Consider the following 20309-nt stretch of genomic DNA (forward strand, 5'->3'; position numbering starts at 1 on the left):
TTTCACGTCCGCTCGGTCTCGCGCTGTCGGTCCCGCGCTTGATCCCGGAGCGCCGCGCCGTCTTCGATATCCTCCAGCGTCTCCGTTTCGAGCAGTCGCTCCAGTTTCCGCTCGAACTGCTCGTCGGTCAGTTCGCCGTCGGCGTAGCGGCGGCGCAAGCGTTCCAACGGCGTCTCGTCGCTCGTATCGTTCGACGGCGCTGGGTCCGCTTCCTGGATATCTTCCTCCTCGTCTTCGTCGCCGTACAGCAGTTCGGTCAGCGGGACGACCACGACGTAGCCGACGAGCAGCGCCGCGAGCCACCACTCCTGGTCGGTGACGAGGGCCACGAGCCAGAACCCGGTGACGGCCAGCGTAACGAGTTCCGTCACGTTGTCTCCGGCCCGCTCCAGCGGGGACTGGTCGGTCATACCGTCGGGTTGACAGCACTGCACAAAGGATTGTTCGGTGCGGCCCTACCGTATCGCGGCGACCAGCGCCAGCACGGCGACCAGACAGACCACGAGCCCCGCCACGGCGACCGGCGGCTCGACGACAATCGCGCCCCGAGCGATGCTGGACAGGCCAAGCGTCGCCGCCACGCCGACGCCGCCGACCGCGACGGTCCCGCCGGTGTGGACGAGTTCCGCCCGGCGCGTCGCGGCCCCGATCCCGACCTCGCGCCTGAGCGTCGCCCCGAAGGAACCGGCGTCCCAGACGACGACCGCACCGACAAGGCCCGCAAGCACTACCCACGTCGGGGTGTCAAGGGTCGCGGCGAACGCGCTCGCACCGAACAGCCCGGCGGCGGCGAGCGTGACGCCAGCCGTCCGCTCTCGCAGGTAGTTCGTCGCCAGCGCCACCCAGAGCTGTCCGATCACGCTGATGACGGAAAACAGCGCCACGACGACCAGCGCCAGCGTGACGGTCTCGGGGCCGTACACGTCCAGTGCCGGAGTCAGGAGCTGTTCGACGGCCGCCGCGGCCGGCGTCGCTCGGAGCGCCGTCTCGATGGCGCTAACTGCCGGTCCCGCGACCGCCACCGCGGCGAGCGTGATGACGCCGCCGCCGACGTACGGCGCGAGGACGGTCCCGACGCGGTCGGCCGAACTCCGGACCGTCCGCCGGAGGAACCAGACGGCCAGCGAGACGGCGCTCCCGGCGAGGAACAGCCACCAGAGGAGGTCACGAAGCCCCGGCGCGGCCGTGACTGCGACGAGGAGGTCGGACAGTCCACGCGGGAGCAACTCGGCCAGGGATTCCTGGCCGAGGCCCAGTTCGAACAGGCCGGCGACCGGCGCGATCAGCAAGGAGAGTCGGCCAGTCCACCGGAGCGTCCGCTCGGCGGCGTCGACAGGCTCCTCGATGTCGGGCGCGTCGCTCGTTTCCGGGACGAGTTCGGCAATCGGTAGGGCGTCGAGTCCGCGGGCCAGCGCCGCGGCGGCGAGGGCGAGCAACAGGCTGAAGATAGCGATATGGGTCCGTCCGGGAACTGGGTCGAACACCGGCCCGAGCACCTGAGTGAGGACCTCACCCATCAGTTGCTGGACGCCCGGCGTCCCGGCGTTTGACTGCAGGTAGTCGACAGCGCCCCGCGCGAACAGCGCCAGGGCGACGATGAACGGAACGACGGTCGTCCGCACGACGACGCCGCCGTAGGTCCCCACCCGCTCGGTGTCGACGACGCCCCGAGTGGCCGCGGTCGCGCCGAACACGGCGGTCAGACAACCGAGAACGACGATCACCTGCGACAGCAGCGTGACGACGGCCGGGCGGACGCCGGCTTGCGAGGCGACGGGGAACAGTTCGGCACCGAGCGAGACGACCGCGCCGCCGGTGGCGACCGAGAGCCCGACGGCGACCGGCAGTGCGAGGACGCTTGCCAGAACCGTCCCGACCGCCTGCCACCGGTCCCAGCCGCTCAGCCACAGCGACAGCGCCAGCAGCACGCCGGTGACCGCACCGACGAGTGCAACCCGGTCGACGGAGACGGTTCCCAGCAGTCCCGCGACCAGCAGCGCCGTCACGCCGACGACGGTGGCGAGGCTGGTCCATGGCATCCGGGTCGAGAGTGTGGTGTGGTCGTCCATGGTTACACGCTGAACAGGTCCGCGAGCGAGGCGCGCAGCGCCACGTCGATGGGGCTGTCGAGGTCCCAGTCGATGACGGTCGCGCCGGACAGTTCGGCCCGCTGGAGCCGGGCGGTGCGCTCGATGCCCGCGACGGCCGCGCCGAGCGACTCCCCGCGGGCCAGCGACGGACTGACCAGGGTCGTCGGGTAGTCACGGACCGCGAGCGACGACACCAGCGAGACGGGCCAGTCGTCGGCGGCCGGCGAGAACACGACCACCTGCGCGGTCGGCGGCAGGCGGGCGAGCACCGCGAGCAGGGCCGGGTCCTCGACTGTGCCGCCATCGGCCGTCGTCACCTGTGCGGTGTGGTCCCCCTGCGACTGCCGTGGTTGTCCGTCGTCGGACACGTCGGCTTCACCGGCCGCGTCTGTCTCCGACTGCCGGGCCGCAGCACGGCCAACGCTGTCGAACACCTGTCTCGCGTGGGCGGCCGCGTGGCCACCCGAGGCGTCGACCCACGCCAAGCCGTCGGGACCGAGCCCGCCGGGGACATCCGTTTCGGCCAGTCCGACGGCACAGACGCTCGCGACGACGCTGGTACGGGAGAGCGCGTCGAACAGGCGCTCGGCTGCGTAGGCCGACAGTTCGGCACCGGTCGGAAAACCCGGTTCGGGCGTCACGCGAGTCGGCGGCCGTGCGTCCACGACCAGCACCGTCCTGACGGCCTGTTCCTCCCGGTAGTCGATGGTCGTCAGTTCGTCGGTCTTGGCGTAGCGCCGCCAGTCGATGCGGTTGACCGGGTCCCCGGGCTGGTAGCTCCGCGTCGAGTGGAACTCCAGCCCGCTCCCGCCGGTGTCGGTCGGGAGCGTCCCGGCCCGGGGGAGCGTGGCGTCGGCCATCGGGACCTCGGAGACGGTGTTCGAGCACGTCAGCGTCCCGTCACCGGCGACGGGCAGGTCGACGGTCACCTCGTCGCTGGCCGACAGCGTCCGCACCCGCACCGCGGCGGCGTCGAACGTGTAGGTCCCGCGCTTCGCCATCACGGCGTAGGACAGGGTCGCGCTCTCGTTGGGCCGCAGCGAGGTACAGCACCGCGGCGACCCCTCGACGACGGCCAGTTCCTCGGGCACGCCGTCGATGACCCGTACGTCGGTCAGCGAACTGCTGCCGGTGTTCGTGAGGGTGAGTTCGACCTCGACCGGTTCGCCGGGTGTCGGCTGAGCGTCGGAGACAGAACGGGCCGCCTGCAAGTCGGTTCCCGACGGTACCCGCGACAGTGCGCCGTAGGCGACGTAGATGAGCGGGATTGCGGTCGCGGCGAGCAACAGTGGCTCCGCAGTCAGCAGCGAGACGCTGACGAGAAACAGCGCGGCGGCGAGTCCGCCGCTCCAGCGCCGCACGCGGCGGTGCATCGTCAGCGCGCACCCCCTGACACCCGCTCGATGGCGGCGACCGTCCGGCGGATGCGGCGGCGGCGCTCGCTCTCCGGATCGAGCCACAGGCGGAGCCGAGCCAGCAGCGACTGGGGTTCTGTCGGCGAGAGCAGGGCCGCCGCGACGGCGTCGTCGGTCCAGGTCCCCGAGCGCACTGCCTGATGGGCGGACGCCTGCGAGACACCGGTGCCGACTGCGTAGGCCGTCGTCGCAGCCGCGGCGAGTCGCTCGGTGACGGTGTCCATCGCCGCGTCGTCGCCCGCGACCGCGTCGTCGATGGCCGCGTCGATGTCGGCGGCGAACAGCCGCCCCTCCGTCGCTGTCACGCGTTCCGGCGGGCTGTCGACGGCCAGGTCGAAGGCGGTCGGCGACCCACCGCCGAGAAGTCCACCGAGCCAGCCGGCAAGGGCTGCACAGAGGCCGACGACCAGACTCCCCACGAGGAGGGCCGTCGTCGGGGCAACACTGCCGAGTACGGCGATCAGTGACTCGCCGGCGACCATCGGCGCGAAAACGAGGACGGCTGCGACGGCGGTCGCCAGCAGCCCCACAGTCCCGAAAACGACGGGCCGAAGCCGCATCAGGGCCGCCCCTCCGTCGCGTCGTCGGCATCGCCGGCGTCGTCAGTCGTGCCGGGACGTGCCCCGGCGGCCGATTCGATGGTCCGAACCGCATCCTCCACGGCCGCCACGTGTTCCTGTGGGTCCCGCTGGCCGTACTCGACCGCCCGGAACGCGTCCCGGACCGTCCGAACTTCGGCGGGCGGGAGCCCGTCCCGTTCGATGGCGTGGGTCGCAATCTCGCCGGGGGTCCGCGTCCAGTACCGCCGGAGCGACACGTGGGTGAGGAAGCGCGTCCACGCCTCGCGGATGGTAACGCGGGCCGCTGGCGGTCCGTCGTCCCCGTTGGCGTCGGTCGCGGAGACGGCTGCCACCGCATCGCTGGCTGCGTTTTCGGCCGCTGAGAGGCGTTCGTCGACCCACGCCCGCAACGCGTCGAGCAGCGCCGCCGCCGACCGACGGCCGGCGAGCAGGTCCCGGAGCGCCGTGACAGTGAGTTCGAACCGCGTACGAAGGCGATCCAGCAGGTCATCGAATACGACGACAACGCCCACCAGCGCGGAAACAGCGAGTTCGCGGCCGGCCAGCACCCACTCCCACGCTGTCCCCGGAGTGACGTTCCGCCGACGAGCGGCGACGACTGTCCCGGCGAGGAGGAGGCCGAGGGCAACCACGACGGCCGCGGCGTTGACGAACAGGCCGTCGACGGTCGTCGTGGCCGTCTGACCGTACTTCGAGACCGCAATCGTGGCGCTGGACGCGAGTGGCAGGCCGACCGTCGCGCGGCCGGTCGCGCCGGTCCGGGCGGCCTGCTCCCCGCTGACTGCGACCGTCGCGTTCGTGACGGGGGCCCCGCCCATCGTCGCGTTCACCGTCTGGCCGGCCACCGGCAGCGTCAGGGGCAGCGTTGGTGACGTTGCCACAGAGAGCCGTTCAAGAACGACAGTCGTGTTGCCGCTGACAGCATCACGCTCGACGGCAATCGAGACGTTGCCGGGGTCGGTCGGGAGCGTCACTGCTGCCCGGCCCTGTCCGTCCGTCGTCGCCACCTGCTCGCCGTCGAGCAACACATCGCCGTCCCGTACCGGCACGCCGTCGACGGTCGCGGTGACGGTCACCTCGCCACCGGTGACCTGTTCGCCGGTGATACTCACCGACGCGCTCGTGTTCAGTTCGTAGCTCGCGTTCGTCGACTGCTGGGCCTGCGGGCCGGCGACAGCAAAGGCGCGAGTACTGTCACGCGGGGCCGACGGAGCGACGAGTGATTCCTCGTCGGCCGGTGCATCGACGGTAATCCTCAGTTCGTCTTCGTAGGGGACCGTCCCGGAAACGGTGCCGTCCGGTCCCGTCGTCCCGACCGGGTCGCCGTTGAAGTACACCTCAGCGCCCTCGACCGGCGCGCCGTCGCGGGTCACCGTCGCCGCCACCGCCACGCCCGGCGTCGCCGTCCGGTTGAGTTCGATGACGAACTCGCCGGACTGCGAGGTCGTCTCGCCGTCGCCAGCGTCACCGGCTTCGTCGCTATCGCCGGTCCCGTCTGCATCCGTTTCGCTATCCTCGCCGTCGCCGCTCCCCGACTGCCCGATCCCATCGGTCGGGGCTTCGGTCTGTGGCTCGTCCGTCGGCGTCCCGACGGCGAACTCCTCGTCAGGGCTTCCGGACTCCGCGGCGCTGTACTCCTGACTGTCGTTTGCCATTGCCTGCTGTTCGGATTCCAGACGCTCCTGGCCCGGCGTCGGGTCGAACTGCACCCAGCCAACATCCTCGAAATACACCTCGACCCACGCGTGGGCGTTCATCCCGCGGACGGTGTACCGGTTCTGGCCGGTCCGCTCGCCGGTCGAGTAGCCGACGACGTACCGGGCCGGGATGTCCTGGCTCCGCAACATTACCGTCATCGAGGTGGCGAAGTACTCGCAGTACCCCTCGTCCATCTGGAAGATGAACTCCGTGGCTACGTCGTCCTCCGGTGGCTGGCTGACGTTCAGCGAGTAGTTTTTGTTCGCCTCCAGCCACCGCTCGATGGTCACCGCCGTCTCGTAGGGCGAGTCGCTGTCTTCCGTTAGGCGGTCAGTAAACGGCCCCACCTGGGCCGAGGTTGACGCCGGGACACCAGTGTATCGTGATTCGATGTCCGCCGGGTAGTCACGGCCGCTCGTCTGCAACACCTCGGGATCGTCGGGCGGCGTCACGCTGGTCGCGCTGTAGGTCGTCCCGGCAGGCAGCGGCCGCTCGGACGTGACCGCGCCGTAGTCGGTGACCATCACGTCGTCCCGGGACACCGACCGCGGCCGCCAGACGGTCGGCAGCGACGTGGCGGACTTGGCCAGTCGCACCTCGTAGTCGACGGTCGTGTCGGTCATCCCCTCGACTGCCATCGGCCCCTCGTACGCCTTGGGGTCCGCGCGGCCGTCCCACCCCGTGCCGGTGTACGTTTCGTACGCGCCGGTCCGCCAGTACGCCGGTTCAGAGCTCGTGACGGTGAAATGCGGCTCCGTGTCCTGGGACTGATACGGACTGTCGCCGCTGTCGAGTGAGCCGCCCACACTGGTCTGGCTTCCCGGGTTCAGCGCGCCGAGTTGTCCTCCACTGCCACCAGTCGAGGTCCCTCCAGCCTCCCCAAACGGATTCTCCTGCGGGAGGGGCACAAGGGACTCCATCGGGCTCTGTGCGCCACCGGGGGACAGAACCGGGAGCATTGCCGTCGCCAGCACCACGGCAACAATACACACGGCGGTGAGCAGGACCCGGAGGTAGTCCCTGTCTGCCGACACATCTTCGAAGGGCGAGTCGTCGGAGACCACGTCGGATTACCGTATCGTCCCGTCGCTGTCGGCATAAATCTGCTGTCAGTGACGGGGACGGCGTGCCGCTCGTCGTCTTCTCGGGACAAGCGCCGTAGTTGGTCGGCATCGAACGAGCCACACACCGACGGATTGACCCGCTATTTCGGGCCGGATAGTTCAGGTATTAAGCAGTACGTACCGGTCAGACGAGTATTATAAGCGGTTATTGCGGGTCACCGGGCAGTCGAACCTGCATGCAGACTGACACCAACGGAGCCGGTACTGGGTCACAACAGTCGGACTGGCAGGCGTCGCGTCGGTCCGTTCTATCGAGCATCGGTGCCGCGGCGGGGATCGGACTGTTCAGCGGCAGCGGGCAGGCACAGGCCGGCGCTGGATTGCCGGGCGCAGGGGCGCTGTTCTTCGTCACGACCAGCGGGCAGTCGAACGGGAGGGGGAACGGCAACGGAAATAGGAACAGCAGCGGAAACGGGAACGGCACCGACTATCTGGTGCTCGACGGCGGCCGCGGCAAGGTCGCGTTCACGACCGATGGGACTGCTGACGAAGCGTTCCAGTACGCCTTCGACAACATCCCGGACAGCGGCGGGGCAGTCATCGCCAGCGCCGACACCTTCCACTTTGGCGGGCCGGCGACAATAGGCGACAACACCGCACTGACCGGCCAGCAGGGGACTCGCTTCGTCGCCACACAGACCGGAACGGGCGAGGACCCCGCACCGTCGGAGTCCCAGTCGAACCCGCTGGCGACCGGGCACGACCTCATTCGCGTACGCGGTGACAACACCACCGTTACCGACATAGAATTCGACGCCAACGGCACCCATTTGAACAACCAAGCCATCCAAGCCGACCAGTGCGATGGCGTCTACATCGCCCGCAACCGCACGGTGAACGGCTTCCAGATGGCGCTGTCGTTCACGCGATGTACGGGCGTAACCGTCGAGCACAACGAAGTCGTCAATCCGAACTGGTACGGCATCACCAGTCGGAGTGCGCCGACCGGCAGCGACCAGGACCTCCGGCAATCCAGCGACGTTGTCATCGCCGGCAACCGCGTCGTCGGCGTGAAATTCAACAACATCGCCCCGTACAACGTCTCGAAATTCGCCGTCATCGGGAACGTCGCCGTCGACGGCGGCCACAGCCTCATCGCGTGTTCGCCCGGCCAGCGCGGCACCATCGTTGGGAACGTCTGTCGGGACCTGACCGAGTTCGCGCCCGACCCCGGCGGCGAGGCGGGCATCGAAATCGAGTACAAGGAAACGCATCTTCGAGACGAAGTGGCCGGGACCCCCGAAGCTCGGTCGTCCGACATCACGATTTCGGGCAATCAGGTCGACAACTGTCCGGTCGGTATCCTCGCCCGGACGGTCCCGGCTGACGCGGACAACACCGACGCTCGAACCGAGAAGCGTCCGTACAGTTTCACAATCACGGGCAACACGGTCAGCAACGCGTCGGCGGCCGGCATCCGCCTCCGTTCGGGCGATGCGGGCGTCGTTGCGACGAACACGGTCCGCAACGCCGGGACCGCTATCGACATCGACGAGGAGTACACCGCGGGCATCGAGCAGGGACTGAACGTGACCCGATAACGGCGGTGCGGGGCGTTGTAAGATATAAACCGCCGGCCCGCAAACGACACGCCAATGACCGATGACGAGGAGACGGTCCAGTGCTGGCTGGTCGAACGCTCCAGTTTCGGCGACGAGCGCATGGTGACGCTCATCTACGCGCCGCCCGAGGGCGACCGCCACCTGACCAAGCAGCTCTCGCCGAACCTGCTCAGGCGCAAACGGATCACGGCGGCTATCGACGTCGAACCCGAGCGACTGGAACCCGTAACCGACGAGGAGACACAGGAGCGCTACGCCACGGAAGCCCAGCGGATGGCCGAACGCCACGACCCCGACGCGGAAGTCTGAACGGCCGTTGTGGCGGCCAGCGTCCGCGCGTCGAGTGTTCTGATTGATAATTGGAACACGAAAGACTATACAGGCGGCCGTCACAAACCGGCCGTATGGCAGCGATAGAACTGGATGGCGTCACCAAGCAGTTCGGGAGCCTCACCGCGCTGCAAGGGGTCGATCTCACCGTCGAGGAGGGCGAAATCTTCGGCTTCCTCGGCCCGAACGGGGCCGGGAAGTCGACGACGATCAACATCCTCCTGGATTTCGTCCGCGCGACCGACGGGTCGGCGACGGTGCTCGGCCACGACATCCACGAAGAACCGAAGCGAATCCGTGCCCGCACTGGAGTCCTCCCCGAAGGCTACGACGTGTACGACCGGCTCACCGGTCGCCAGCACCTCTCCTTTGTCATCGAGTCGAAAGACGCCGACGACGACCCCGACGCGCTGGCCGAGCGGGTCGGCATCGCCGACGCCATCGACCGCAAGGCCGGCGGCTACTCCAAGGGAATGCAACAGCGCCTCGTGCTGGCGATGGCGCTCGTCGGCGAGCCCGACCTCCTCATTCTGGACGAGCCGACGACCGGGCTGGACCCGAACGGAGCCCGGCTGATGCGGGAACTCATCCGCGAGGAGAACGAACGCGGCGCGACCGTCTTCTTCTCCAGTCACATCCTCGGCCAGGTCGAGGCGGTCTGTGACACGGTCGGCATCCTCCAGGACGGCCGTCTCATCGCGAAAGACAGCGTCGCCGGACTGCGCGAGGCCGCCGCCGGCGACACCGTCCTCCGTGTGACGCTTGCCGACGGCGACGGCATCGACGAAGCCGTTGCAGCTATCGAGGGGCTCGACGAGGTTTCGACGGTGACTGTGGACGGCACCACGCTGACTGTCGGCTGTGACAGCGACGCGAAGATGGCCGTCCTCAACGCCGTCGAAGAGAGCGGGAGCGAGGTCGCCAACTTCGAGACCGAGGAGGCGTCGCTCGATGAAGTGTTCGCCGCCTATACCGAAAAGCAGGAACAAGAGCAGGCGGAGGTCGACGCATGAGCGCCGAACAGAACCCCGTCAAGCGCTTCCTCGGCGATGTCGATACGAGCATCAAGAACTCCGAGTTCGCCGACTGGTACCCCATCTCGAAAAAGGAGTTTCGCGACACGGTTCGCTCGCCGTGGATCTGGGTGCTCTCGTTCATCTTCATTGTCCTCTTCGCGCTGCCGGCGCTGCTGGGCCTGTATTTCAACATCGGCCAGCAGTTCAGCGAGGCCGGGGCGTCGTTAACGACGGACGCATACGTCCGGTTCGCGCTGCCGATCGCAGCGCCGCTGCTCCCCGCGGTCGCGATCGTCATCGGCTACGCCGCAATCGCTCGGGAGAGCGAGCGCGGCTCCCTGAAGATACTGCTCTCGCTCCCGTACACGCGCGGCGAACTGCTCGCCGGCAAGTTCGTCGGCCGGAGCGCGATCACGCTCATCCCGGTCACGGTCGGGCTCCTGACGACCCTGTTAGTGTTGCTCCCGTCTGAAATCGAGATCGCGTGGGAGTCGTTCCTCCTGTTCGCGCTCGCCACGATGACCTACGGGGTCGTGTTCACGGCGTTCGCGATCGGCCTCTCGGCGGCGATGAAGACCGCGCGTCGGACGATGGCGGCGTCGCTCGGGATCTACGTCTACCTGCAGGTGTTCTGGTCGAACCTCGGCGCGGGGCTCGGGAACCTGCTGTCGGACCACGCGAACATCGGGGAAGTGACCCAACTCCACGTCGAACTGTTCGTCTCATTGTTGAGCCCCATTGCCGCGTACCGCACGCTCGTCCAGGAGATCCTGCAGGGCTCGCCGATCCGCTCGCGGCTCCTGTTGACGTCGAGTCCGCAGGTGACGTGTGAGGAGATGCTGGGCGGGACACTCGAGATGACACAGACCGGTGTCGAGTGCACCAACGCCGCCTTGCCGCCCCAGTACGGGACGATCGCGGTCATCGGCTACCTCCTGCTGTGGCTGGTCGTCCCGCTGGTCGCCGGGTACTACGTCTTCGAAAACAAGGACCTGTAGCGTCCGTCGCTGTTCACGCGCCGATTGACAGTCTTTCTGTGTGTACCAACGACCGAAGTGACCACGTCACTCGGAGGATTTGCCACTGCCGATCCCGAACCGAACGTCGCTTGGCGGCCTATCTTTCGTGCTCCCACTGTTCCGTCACTTCGCGGGTGACGGCGACCACGCCCGTGACCTGCCCATCGACTTCCAGCGGCGTGAGGCGGTACTCCAGCACCTCGTACCCGTGGCCGGAAAACTCGCCGCTCACCACCCCGCGAAGTTCGTCGCGGTCGCCGTCGATCAGCTCCTGGTATGGGTCCCCCTCGTACTCGCTTCGGATCTTGGGCAGGAGCCGGCTCGATTCGCCTTCCAGTTCGTCCCTCGATGTCCCGTAAAACGAGGCTAAGTACTCGTTGACAACCTCGAACCGACCCTTCGTGTCGTAGATGCAGGCCGCCTCCGGCATCGTGTTTACCATCCGCTCGTACCGTCGCAGCTCCCGTTCTCGCTCCCGGAGGTCGGTGATATCGGTAACGAATCCCTCCAGCACAGCCGAGTCAGCACCCGCACCGGGGACGCGGTGGCCGCGCTCCCACATCCACTTCGTGGCGCCGTCTGCAGTGATAATCCGATAGGTCATCTCGAACTCGCCGTCGGCCGCGAGCGCCTCCTGGACCGTCTCCGTGATCCGGTTCCGATCCGCTGGATGGAGTACGTCCTCGCCCCAGGTTACCGCCCCGGTCTCGAAATCCGTGGCTGTGTAGCCGGTGAGCGGTTCGATTTCGCCCTCGACGGTTTCCATTGGCCATCCCGGCGCGTTCAGGCGCCGATACACCATGCCCGGGAGGCTACTGATGAGCGATTCCAGCCGGCGGGTTCGCTCGTCGAGTTTTTGTTGGGACCGATGTGCGTCGACAGCGTTTCTGATGCGGTTTGCGAGCAGTGTGTACTGCTCGGCGCCCGAACCCTTCTGGAGATAGTCGGTCACGCCCGCGGAGATCGCATCGCTCGCGATTTCCTCGGACCCTTTCCCGGTGTAGAGAATGAACGGAAGCTCCGGGTAGCGCTTGCGGACGGCTTCGAGGAACTCGATCCCGTTCTGGTCCGGCATGTCGTAGTCCGAGACGACGCAGTCGTACTGGCCCGTAGAGAGGTTCTCTAGCGCTTGTTCGGCACTCGCCGCCGTCTCGACGCACATCCGGTCGTCCTCGTGTTCGAGCAGCGCCGCGGTCGTGTCGGCGAAGTTCGAGTTGTCATCAGCGTGGAGAATACGGACCGAATCACCAGAGTGGTCCATTATTCTGTGTAGTTGGTGGTGCACGAACAAATAAATATGGCCGAGACCGAGCGGTCACCGCCAGACAAGGAACAGCGCGATCAGTCGTGTTGAGTTCGGTTCCGGAGGGCTCACAACGGCCGCCGGTTGCGTCGAAGACCCCCGATTACAGCACGCCCGCGTCTTCCAGTAGCGCCTCGAACTCGGCTTCGCTGAGCGTCTCCACGTCGTTTTCTGCCGCATCGTCCTGTTTTCGCTGTCCCGGGTTGTCGCCAAGCACCAGATAATCCGTGTTCCCGGAGACGCTGCTCGTCGCCGACCCGCCGTTTCGCTCGACCAGTTCCTGTGCGTCGCTGCGAGTGTACCCGTCGAGCGACCCGGTGAAAACGAACGTCAGTCCCGCAAGGGCGTCTCCGCCCGTTTCCTCGGCGGCCTGTGGGTCGACGTGATCGAGCAGGCGGTCGATGACGGCGCGGTTGCCCTCGCCCTCGAAGAACTCGACGATGGAGCGCGCAACGGTCGGCCCCACATCGGGGACGCTCTCGAACGCATCGGTGTCGCCGTCGTCGGCAGCGGCCAGAATCGCCTCGAACGTACCGAACTCCTGGGCGAGGTTTCGCGCCGTGACGGTCCCCACTTCGGGGATGCCCAGGGCGACGAGGAAATCCGCGAGCGGCGGCTCCCGAGCGCCGTCCATCCCTTCGACGAGATTCCGGGCGCTGGTCTCGCCCCAGCCCTCCAGGTCAGACAGCTCCTCGACGGTGAGTTCGTACAGATCCGCGGGGTCCGAAGCGAGACCGGCATCGAGCAGTTGCTGGACCGCCTTCTCGCCGAGGCCCTCGATGTCCAGCGCGTCGCGGCTGGCGTAGTGCTCGACGCTGCGCTCGCGCTGGGCGGGGCAGGTAAGCCCACCGGTGCAGAAGGCCATCGGGCCGTCGCGCTCGACCGGGCTGTCACAGGCTGGGCAGGCCGCCGGGAACTCGAAGTGGCCGTCGCCGTCGTCGTCGAGCACCTCGACGACATCCGGGATGACGTCGCCGGCCCGCTTGATGCGGACGCGGTCGCCCACGTCGACGCCGAGGTCGGCGATGAGCGAGGGGTTGTGCAGCGAGGCCCGCGAGACGGTGACCCCGCCGACCTCGACAGGATCCATGAGCGCGACGGGCGTGAGCCGGCCGGTCCGGCCGACCTGGACGACGATGTCCCGCACCGTCGTCTCCTCCTTGCGAGCCGGGAACTTATAGGCGAAGGCCCACCGCGGTGCGCGAGCGGTCGCCCCGAGTTCGTCGCAGGCGGCCAGGTCGTCGACTTTGATGACGACGCCGTCGATCTCGTAGTCGAGGTCGTCGCGGGCCCGGTGCTGGTCGTTTCGGTAGTCGATGGCGGCGTCGATGTCATCGACGACAGCGGTTCGCTCACACACCCGGAGGCCCCATTCGGGGAACCGCTCGTGCATCTCGCTGTGGCTCTCAAACTCGACAGAGGCGTCGAGAACACCGAAGAAAAACACGGAGAGGGGACGCTCCGCGGTCACCGACGGATCGAGCTGGCGGAGCGTCCCGGCGGCAGCGTTGCGCGGGTTCGCGAAGGGGTCCTTCCCGCGCTCGACACGCTCGCGGTTGAACGCCGTGAAGGCTGCCCGCGGGATGTACACCTCGCCCCGGACGGCCAGAAAGTCGGGGTACTCGCCGCGCAGGCGTTGGGGGACGCTGGCGATGGTGCGGACGTTCTCGGTCACGTCCTCGCCGATCTCGCCGTCGCCGCGGGTCGCAGCTCGCTGATAGACGCCGTCCTCGTAGACGATTTCGACCGAGAGGCCGTCGAACTTCGGCTCACAGAAGTACTGGACGTCGGCGTCAGCACCGAGTCCATCGCGGACCCGCTCGTCGAACTCCCGAACGTCCGCTTCGTCACCGCCCTGGTCGATAGACCCCATCGGAGCGACGTGTTCGACCTCGGGCAGTTCGTCCAGCGGTTCGCCGCCGACGCGTTGGGTTGGACTCCCATCTGTGTCGAGATCGAACGCCGATTCGAGGGCCTGGAGCCGGGAAAACAGCGCGTCGTAGGCCCGGTCGCCGATGACCGGGTCGTTCTCGACGTAGTACCGGTAGTCGTAGTGGCGGATCGCCTCGCGCAACTGGCCGGCTTGCTCACGGGCCGTCGCTTCATCGATGTCCTCGACGGCGTCGAATTCGGTCCGCGGATCGGAGATGTAGGGATTCCCGGCGACGTCCTCGGCAGTGGTCATACTGGACGAGTGTTACTGCTCGCGTATAAAAACGGCTCTGCTCCTGGCCACAGAACAGACGAAACAACGGGCAGAAACGGAGAGACAGTTTTCTCAAAGCGCTGCCACCAGTTAGAACGGTAGAGAGAGTATAACGACTGCAGAAGGTGGCGGCTATCGGCCGATTTTGGCGCCGGGCGCCTTGACCACGAGTTCCCCGTCGCTGCGGACAGTGACCGAGTGGCCGGCATATTCAAAAGAGATACTGACCGGTGTGGAGCGGTCCGAGGAGTCGACGAGTGAATCGAGCGCTTCGGGGTCGATAGTCTCGTACAGCGGTGCGAAGTCGGTCTGCTCCCGTCCGGTCATGGCGGAGATGTACTCGGTCACTGCCGCACTCGGTCGCGTCTCGGTCCAGTCGAACTGCTTGCGGGTCACATTCATCGGTGTCGAAGAGTCGCCGTCCCTACTCCGCCTGTTAGTTTTACTCATATGGTTCGTCTATCTACATCAAAGTAGCAGGCAGTAATATAGTCTTCCCAGCATTATCAGACTGTGAAAACGCCAGGCTGCGGGAGCAGAAAGCCCCAAATCGAGCCATAACCCCGATCTTTCGTCGGTTCTCGCCTGGGTTACAGGTCGGCTACGTCTTCGATTGCGTCGGTTAGTTCCTTGATACTCTCGACGGTGTGTTCGCCCATGTGCCCGATGCGGAAACTCTCCTCGCTGATGTCGCCGTAGCCACTGGAGAACACCATGTCGTACTCCTCGGAGACGGCCTCGACCGTCTCTGCGACGTTGATATCCTGCGTGTTCTCGATGCAGGTCACCGTCTGGGACTCGTAGCCTTCCTCCGGGTAGAGGTCGAAATGCTCGCGGGCCCACTCGCGCGTATACTCGGCCATCTCCTGGTGGCGCTGGTCGCGGGCAGCGTGACTCTCATCGAGCATGTGCTTCATCTGTTTGCGGTAGGCGAGCATGAGCGGAATCGCCGGCGTGGAGTGGGTCTGGCCCTTCCGGTCGTAGTAGTCCAGACAGCGCTGGAAGCCGCCGTACCACGACGCCGAATCCTTCTCCAGTTCCCGCTCGTAGGCAGCGTCGCTGACGGCACAGACCGCGAGCCCCGGTGGCATGGCGAATGCCTTCTGCGTGGACGTGAAGATGGCGTCGATGCCGTGGGCCTCGATGTCGATCTGGTCCCCGCCGAGACAGGAGATGGCGTCGACGATGAAGTAGGTGTCCGGGTACTCGGCGACCACGTCGCCGATCTCCTCGATGGGGTTGCGGACGCCGGTCGAGGTCTCGTTCATCACGGCCCCGACGGCGTCGTAGTCACCGGAGTCGAGCGCGTTGCGGATGTCGCCGGGTTTGACCGCCCGGCCCCAGTCGTACTCGATTCGGTCGACGTCCTTGCCGAGCCGCTCAGCGACGTTAGCCTGGCGCTCACTGAACGCGCCGGAGGTCGGCACGAGCATGCTGTCCTCGACCAGGTTGAGCGTCGTCGACTCCCAGAACTCCGTCCCCGACGCCGTAAGCACGATAACGTCGTTGTCGGTGCCGAGGAACTCCTTCGTGTCCTCGACGATGGTGGTGTAGAGGTCCGTCATCCGGTCCATCCGGTGGCCGAACATCGGCTCGGCCATCGCCTCGATAACGTCCTCGCGCACCTCTGTCGGCCCCGGGAGATACAGCGTCTTGTCCTGGTAGTCGTCTTTGTATTCGCGTTTTTCGGTCACAGAACCACCTGTAGTAGGTGGACTCTCGAATCCGGGAGGCATGGTAGTTTTGATACCGGGCGGGCGAGCCAGTACGGACCCCTGCGGAGGCGGTTCACGCACGCTTGGAGCGGAGCTCAGACAGCACCGCCCTATTCAGTTGAGCAGCCATGTCGGCCACCACCCCCCGCTCACGGCCGCTCAGCGAGCGGCCCTGGCCGATAAGGCAGCCGAACAGGTTGCAGCCACGCTCGGCGAGATGCACGACGGTTCGGACCGGGCAACGTAAACCGCTCAGCGGCGACGGTATCGGCTGACGCCGAACATGACCAATCCGGCGTATATCGCTGGCCCGAGCAGGACGGTCGGGCTGGCACTCACCAGTCCCGAGGCGAGGTACCCCGAGAGTACGTCGGCGAACACCACAAAGAATGGCGCGACAGCGAGGGCCTTCCCACCGGTCCTGACCGCGTCGTCAGCCGTCGTCTGCGTGGCGGCGACCGCGCCCACGCCCGCGACCGCGAGGAGGTACCAGAGCGTATTGCCCGACGGCGTGGCGTAGGGAAGTGTGAACAGCGCGATTGCGGCGAGGCCGATACCGACCAGCATCGCCCCTCGCTCGCTCCTGGCGAGCGCTCCCCGTATTCCGTCGATGTCACCGGCGTTGAGGGCCGCTTCGAGGTCCGACGTAGTTTGGCTGCCGCCGGCATCGAGGACCGTTGTCCCGGTTCCGGCATCGACCGGGCTATCGAAGTCCCGGCCACAGTGCATGCACCACGTCGCGGTCGCACTGACTTTCTCCGAGCAGTGAGGGCAGCGGGGATCGGCGGTCATACTGTCATGTTCGAGGGCGCACAGTTAGCGGTTACGGGGGGAGAATATACAGGTGTCCGCGGGAAAGGGGCTGTATGGATTGGGTCGCACGGGCCGAGAGCCTCCTGTACGACAGCGAGGTGATCGAAGAAGACGTTCGACTGGACCGTGGCGGGATTGTCGTGACGAGCCACCGTGTTCTCGTGTTCACGCCCGACCGCGAGGGGTCGAACTACCGGCAAGTCGACCGCCCGAACGTCGAGGGCGTCGACCTCACCACGAAAGGCGACTGGTCGTTCCTCGAACTCGGCGTGAAGGCGCTGGTCGTCGGCGTCGTACTGGTCGCGGCTGGGATGACCGTGAGCCTCGATAGCCTCGTCGGCAACGTATCGCTTGACAGCGGCGGTGCCGCCAGTGCCGTCGGTATCGGCGGCATGCTGGGGATGCTCCAGTCGATGCTGACGCTGATGGCGCAACTGGACGACCTGATGCGGCTGTTCGGCGGCCTCGCGCTGGCCTTTGCCGCCGTCGTCCTCGGGGTCTACCTCTGGAGCCGTGACCGACTGCTCGTCGTACGTGTCGCCGGCGATGACGACATCGAACTCGCTGCGCCGGAGAATGAGAGTATCGTCGAGCGAATCGAGGCCGCCGTCGTTCCGGGTGCGGTACCTGCCGGCTCCGAAAAAGACCAGTCGCCCACTGGTGACCCGCTCCCGTGACGTTCAACCCCGCCGAGCGCCAACCCTGAGCTAATGGATGCCGACGAAGTTCGAGCGCGCGCAGGGTCGCTGCCACGGGAGCCCGGCGTGTACCTGTTCGAACAGGGCCGGGGCGACAAGCGCCGGGTCCTCTACGTCGGGAAGGCCGTCGATCTGCGGGACCGCGTCCGATCGTATGCTGACCCGCGCAGCGAGCGCATCGCCAAGATGGTCGAGCGGGCCGAAACAATCGACTTCGCCGTCACCGACACGGAGACGCAGGCGCTGTTGCTCGAAGCCAACCTGATAAAACGCCATCGGCCGCCGTACAACGTCCGGCTGAAAGACGACAAGTCCTATCCGCTGGTCCAGTTGACCGACCATCCCGTCCCCCGAATCGAAGTGACGCGCGACCCTGAGGACGGCGCGACCGTCTACGGGCCGTTCACCGACAAGGGTCGGGTCGAGACGGTCGTGAAGGCCCTGCGGGAGACGTACGGACTTCGGGGGTGTTCCGACCACAAGTACAGCAACCGGGACCGGCCCTGTCTCGACTACGAGATGGGTATCTGTACCGCGCCCTGTACCGGCGAAATCAGCGACGCCGAGTACGCCGAAGACGTGGAAGCGGTCACGCGCTACTTCGAGGGCGAAACCGGCGTGCTCGCGGACCCGCTGCGCCGCGAGATGGAGGTCGCCGCCCAGTCCCAGGAGTTCGAGCGCGCCGCGAACCTCCGGGACAAGCTCGGGGCCGTCGAGGCGCTCCACGGCGAGGGCGACACCGCCGTCAGTGACTCCGCGGGCTACCAGACGACGGACGTGCTCGGGGCTGCCATCGAGGGCGAGCGAGCCATCGTCGCCCGACTCCACGCTGAGGGCGGCAAGCTCGTTGAACGGGACCGGCACACGCTCGAAGCACCTGACGGTGAAGGCACCGCCGGGGTGTACCGGGCGTTCATCCCGCAGTATTACGCCGAGCGGGATCTGCCCGACCGGATTCTCTGTGCCGAAGCCCCCGCCGATCCGGACATCGAAGCCTGGCTGGAGAGCGAGGGCGTCACGCTCGGTGTGCCCGGGGCCGGGCGGGAGGCGACCCTGGTCGATCTGGCGCTGAAAAACGCCCGCCAGCGCGGCGGGGCCGACGACGAGAGCGGCCGCCTGGCCGACGCGCTGGGCATCGACCGCCCGAGCCGCATCGAGGGGTTCGACGTGAGCCACGCCCAGGGCCGGTCGGCCGTCGGCTCGAACGTCACCTTCGTCGACGAGACGCCCGAGAAAAGCGACTACCGGCGGAAGAAACTCACCGAGCAAAACGACGACTACGCGAATATGCGCGAACTCCTCCGCTGGCGGGCAGCGCGCGCCGTCGAGGGCCGGGACGACCGGCCGGACCCGGACCTGCTTCTCATCGACGGCGGCGACGGGCAACTCGGAGCGGCCCGCGACGCCCTCGCAGAGACCGGCTGGGACGTGCCGGCCATCGCGCTGGCGAAAGACGAGGAACTAGTCATCACGCCCGACCGCGTGTACGACTGGGACGACGACGCCCCGCAGCTCCACCTGCTCCAGCGGATCCGCGACGAGGCGCACCGCTTTGCCGTCCAGTACCACCAGACGCTCCGGGACGAGGTGTCGACGACACTCGACGACGTGCCCGGCATCGGCCCCGAGACGCGGAAGCGCCTGCTGCGGCGTTTCGGCAGCGTCGACAACGTTCGGACGGCCTCGGACGAGGAACTGACGGCCATCGACGGTATCGGCGAGCGGACCGCGGAGACGATCCGGACCAGGCTACAGTAATTTTGTATAGCGAATAGTAGTTTATCGCTGGCGAGAGAGCGAATCCACTACTCTGTCGGTAAGAAGCCCCAGAAAGCTGCTAAGTTACGATTTCGATATCAGACGCCGCTACGGCTCGACGACCGCGTTCCGGAGCGTCCCGACGCCCTCGTAGGTTATCTCGATTGTGTCGCCGGGGGCGACCGTCCCCGGGTTGGCCGGGCTGCCGAACGCGACGACGTCACCGGGCCGGAAGGTGAACCGCTCCGAGAGGTACGCGACCACTTCGTGGGGTCCAAACAGCATCTCGCTGGTGTTGGCTGCCTGCCGGCGCTCGTCGTTGATGTCCGTGTACATATCCAGCGCCGTGGGGTCGACATCGGTCTCGATCCAGGGGCCGAGGGGGCCAGATCCGTCGAAGGCCTTCCGCGCCGTTCGGCCCTGCTGGTCCAGTGCGTCGACGTCGTTCAGTATCGTGTAGCCCCGAACGACATCGGGGACGTCGGCGGTATCGATGTCGTGACACCGCTCGCCGATGACGGCGGCCAGCTCGCCGGCGTAGGTGAGCTCGTCGCTGAACGGGGGATACGGGATGTCCTGTTCGTGGGCACGCAGCGCCGTCGGAGGTTTGATGAAGAAATCCGGCTCTTCGGGCCGGTCGTAGTCCATCTGGTCGTTGGTCGCAGCGTAGTTCCGTCCGACGCAGTACAGCGCCGTCGGCTCACACGGCGGGAGTAGTCGTCCATCGCGGTCGACGGCGTACTGGCCGTCGTCAGCGTGGACGACCCCGTCGACGTATTCGCCGGTGACTGGTCCGTCATCCGTCAGAAGGCGTGCGATTCGCATACGCTGTCGTCCGAGGGCCGGCCAAAAAGGCGTATCGCCCTGCGCCAGATACCGCTCATAAACCTCGTTTGAGCGGAATATGAGCCGTGTTGGGGTCGCTTCGTAGGCGAATACAGACACCGAAGCGGCAGCGAATAAATCTCTTTCCGCTATATG

17 protein-coding genes are annotated in these 20309 nt (G+C 66.8%); 6 read left to right on the forward strand and 11 right to left on the reverse strand.

From position 1 onward, the window contains the following. Window positions 1-2: 2 nt before the first annotated feature. From ACY9XZ_RS04585 to ACY9XZ_RS04605, 5 genes are read right to left on the reverse strand one after another with little or no spacing between them, the layout of a single operon-like run. Window positions 3-410, reverse strand: coding sequence for an SHOCT domain-containing protein (locus ACY9XZ_RS04585; protein WP_463455872.1), 408 nt, complete (start codon window positions 408-410; stop codon window positions 3-5). A gap of 45 nt (window positions 411-455) precedes the next feature. Next, complete coding sequence (locus ACY9XZ_RS04590; RefSeq protein ID WP_463455873.1) at window positions 456-2069, reverse strand: DUF7519 family protein; 1614 nt, start codon at window positions 2067-2069, stop codon at window positions 456-458. A 2-nt stretch (window positions 2070-2071) separates the two neighbouring features. Beyond that, window positions 2072-3463 carry a DUF58 domain-containing protein gene (locus ACY9XZ_RS04595; RefSeq protein WP_463455874.1) on the reverse strand — a complete coding sequence of 464 codons (1392 nt, stop codon included), beginning with the start codon at window positions 3461-3463 and terminating at the stop codon, window positions 2072-2074. A gap of 2 nt (window positions 3464-3465) precedes the next feature. Then, on the reverse strand, window positions 3466-4065 hold the full coding sequence (locus ACY9XZ_RS04600; protein WP_463455875.1) for a DUF7269 family protein: 600 nt from the start codon (window positions 4063-4065) through the stop codon (window positions 3466-3468). Then, window positions 4065-6848: a transglutaminaseTgpA domain-containing protein gene (locus tag ACY9XZ_RS04605; protein ID WP_463455876.1), complete on the reverse strand. Its 2784-nt coding sequence runs from the start codon at window positions 6846-6848 to the stop codon at window positions 4065-4067. The genes ACY9XZ_RS04600 and ACY9XZ_RS04605 overlap by 1 nt, the downstream gene beginning before the upstream one ends. A gap of 236 nt (window positions 6849-7084) precedes the next feature. On the opposite strand from ACY9XZ_RS04605, the gene ACY9XZ_RS04610 reads away from it, so the two are divergent. From ACY9XZ_RS04610 to ACY9XZ_RS04625, 4 genes are all read left to right on the forward strand, one after another. Beyond that, window positions 7085-8449 (forward strand): right-handed parallel beta-helix repeat-containing protein, encoded by a 1365-nt coding sequence (locus tag ACY9XZ_RS04610; protein ID WP_463455877.1) that lies wholly within the window; start codon window positions 7085-7087, stop codon window positions 8447-8449. 54 nt (window positions 8450-8503) lie between these two features. Then, window positions 8504-8779, forward strand: a complete 276-nt coding sequence (locus tag ACY9XZ_RS04615) for a hypothetical protein (protein ID WP_461647437.1) — start codon at window positions 8504-8506, stop codon at window positions 8777-8779. A gap of 95 nt (window positions 8780-8874) precedes the next feature. Then, window positions 8875-9813, forward strand: a complete 939-nt coding sequence (locus ACY9XZ_RS04620; protein ID WP_463455878.1) for an ABC transporter ATP-binding protein — start codon at window positions 8875-8877, stop codon at window positions 9811-9813. Further along, window positions 9810-10814 carry an ABC transporter permease gene (locus ACY9XZ_RS04625; RefSeq protein WP_463455879.1) on the forward strand — a complete coding sequence of 335 codons (1005 nt, stop codon included), beginning with the start codon at window positions 9810-9812 and terminating at the stop codon, window positions 10812-10814. The genes ACY9XZ_RS04620 and ACY9XZ_RS04625 overlap by 4 nt, the downstream gene beginning before the upstream one ends. A 118-nt stretch (window positions 10815-10932) precedes the next feature. On the opposite strand, the gene ACY9XZ_RS04630 is transcribed toward ACY9XZ_RS04625, so the two are convergent. From ACY9XZ_RS04630 to ACY9XZ_RS04650, 5 genes are all read right to left on the reverse strand, one after another. Further along, window positions 10933-12096: a PAS domain-containing protein gene (locus tag ACY9XZ_RS04630; RefSeq protein ID WP_463455880.1), complete on the reverse strand. Its 1164-nt coding sequence runs from the start codon at window positions 12094-12096 to the stop codon at window positions 10933-10935. A 145-nt stretch (window positions 12097-12241) separates the two neighbouring features. Then, window positions 12242-14323, reverse strand: a complete 2082-nt coding sequence (gene ligA, locus ACY9XZ_RS04635) for an NAD-dependent DNA ligase LigA (protein ID WP_463455881.1) — start codon at window positions 14321-14323, stop codon at window positions 12242-12244. 153 nt (window positions 14324-14476) lie between these two features. After that, the gene (locus ACY9XZ_RS04640) at window positions 14477-14746 is read right to left on the reverse strand and encodes a HalOD1 output domain-containing protein (RefSeq protein ID WP_463455993.1); all 270 of its coding nucleotides are present in this window, start codon (window positions 14744-14746) and stop codon (window positions 14477-14479) included. Window positions 14747-14934: 188 nt separating this feature from the next. Next, window positions 14935-16038 carry a pyridoxal-phosphate-dependent aminotransferase family protein gene (locus ACY9XZ_RS04645; protein ID WP_463455882.1) on the reverse strand — a complete coding sequence of 368 codons (1104 nt, stop codon included), beginning with the start codon at window positions 16036-16038 and terminating at the stop codon, window positions 14935-14937. Window positions 16039-16311: 273 nt separating this feature from the next. After that, window positions 16312-16851, reverse strand: coding sequence for a hypothetical protein (locus ACY9XZ_RS04650; protein WP_463455883.1), 540 nt, complete (start codon window positions 16849-16851; stop codon window positions 16312-16314). A gap of 74 nt (window positions 16852-16925) precedes the next feature. Here ACY9XZ_RS04650 and ACY9XZ_RS04655 point away from each other — a divergent pair, with 74 nt between their 5' ends. Beyond that, window positions 16926-17549 carry a hypothetical protein gene (locus tag ACY9XZ_RS04655; protein ID WP_463455884.1) on the forward strand — a complete coding sequence of 208 codons (624 nt, stop codon included), beginning with the start codon at window positions 16926-16928 and terminating at the stop codon, window positions 17547-17549. A 33-nt stretch (window positions 17550-17582) separates the two neighbouring features. Continuing rightward, a complete protein-coding gene (locus ACY9XZ_RS04660) occupies window positions 17583-19328 on the forward strand; it encodes an excinuclease ABC subunit C (protein ID WP_463455885.1) in 1746 nt (581 codons plus the stop codon). Window positions 19329-19436: 108 nt separating this feature from the next. Here ACY9XZ_RS04660 and ACY9XZ_RS04665 read toward each other — a convergent pair whose 3' ends face one another. Further along, the gene (locus ACY9XZ_RS04665) at window positions 19437-20153 is read right to left on the reverse strand and encodes a fumarylacetoacetate hydrolase family protein (protein WP_463455886.1); all 717 of its coding nucleotides are present in this window, start codon (window positions 20151-20153) and stop codon (window positions 19437-19439) included. Between the last annotated feature and the right edge of the window lie 156 nt (window positions 20154-20309).

Source organism: Haloarcula sp. HT12 (assembly GCF_055271655.1).

Coding starts and splice junctions, on each gene's coding strand:
- ACY9XZ_RS04585 (WP_463455872.1), bottom strand. CDS start 410: ATGACCGACCAGTCCCCGCTGGAGCGGGCCGGAGACAACGTGACGGAA.
- ACY9XZ_RS04590 (WP_463455873.1), bottom strand. CDS start 2,069: ATGGACGACCACACCACACTCTCGACCCGGATGCCATGGACCAGCCTC.
- ACY9XZ_RS04595 (WP_463455874.1), bottom strand. CDS start 3,463: ATGCACCGCCGCGTGCGGCGCTGGAGCGGCGGACTCGCCGCCGCGCTG.
- ACY9XZ_RS04600 (WP_463455875.1), bottom strand. CDS start 4,065: ATGCGGCTTCGGCCCGTCGTTTTCGGGACTGTGGGGCTGCTGGCGACC.
- ACY9XZ_RS04610 (WP_463455877.1), top strand. CDS start 7,085: ATGCAGACTGACACCAACGGAGCCGGTACTGGGTCACAACAGTCGGAC.
- ACY9XZ_RS04615 (WP_461647437.1), top strand. CDS start 8,504: ATGACCGATGACGAGGAGACGGTCCAGTGCTGGCTGGTCGAACGCTCC.
- ACY9XZ_RS04620 (WP_463455878.1), top strand. CDS start 8,875: ATGGCAGCGATAGAACTGGATGGCGTCACCAAGCAGTTCGGGAGCCTC.
- ACY9XZ_RS04625 (WP_463455879.1), top strand. CDS start 9,810: ATGAGCGCCGAACAGAACCCCGTCAAGCGCTTCCTCGGCGATGTCGAT.
- ACY9XZ_RS04630 (WP_463455880.1), bottom strand. CDS start 12,096: ATGGACCACTCTGGTGATTCGGTCCGTATTCTCCACGCTGATGACAAC.
- ligA (WP_463455881.1), bottom strand. CDS start 14,323: ATGACCACTGCCGAGGACGTCGCCGGGAATCCCTACATCTCCGATCCG.
- ACY9XZ_RS04640 (WP_463455993.1), bottom strand. CDS start 14,746: ATGAATGTGACCCGCAAGCAGTTCGACTGGACCGAGACGCGACCGAGT.
- ACY9XZ_RS04650 (WP_463455883.1), bottom strand. CDS start 16,851: ATGACCGCCGATCCCCGCTGCCCTCACTGCTCGGAGAAAGTCAGTGCG.
- ACY9XZ_RS04655 (WP_463455884.1), top strand. CDS start 16,926: ATGGATTGGGTCGCACGGGCCGAGAGCCTCCTGTACGACAGCGAGGTG.
- ACY9XZ_RS04660 (WP_463455885.1), top strand. CDS start 17,583: ATGGATGCCGACGAAGTTCGAGCGCGCGCAGGGTCGCTGCCACGGGAG.
- ACY9XZ_RS04665 (WP_463455886.1), bottom strand. CDS start 20,153: ATGCGAATCGCACGCCTTCTGACGGATGACGGACCAGTCACCGGCGAA.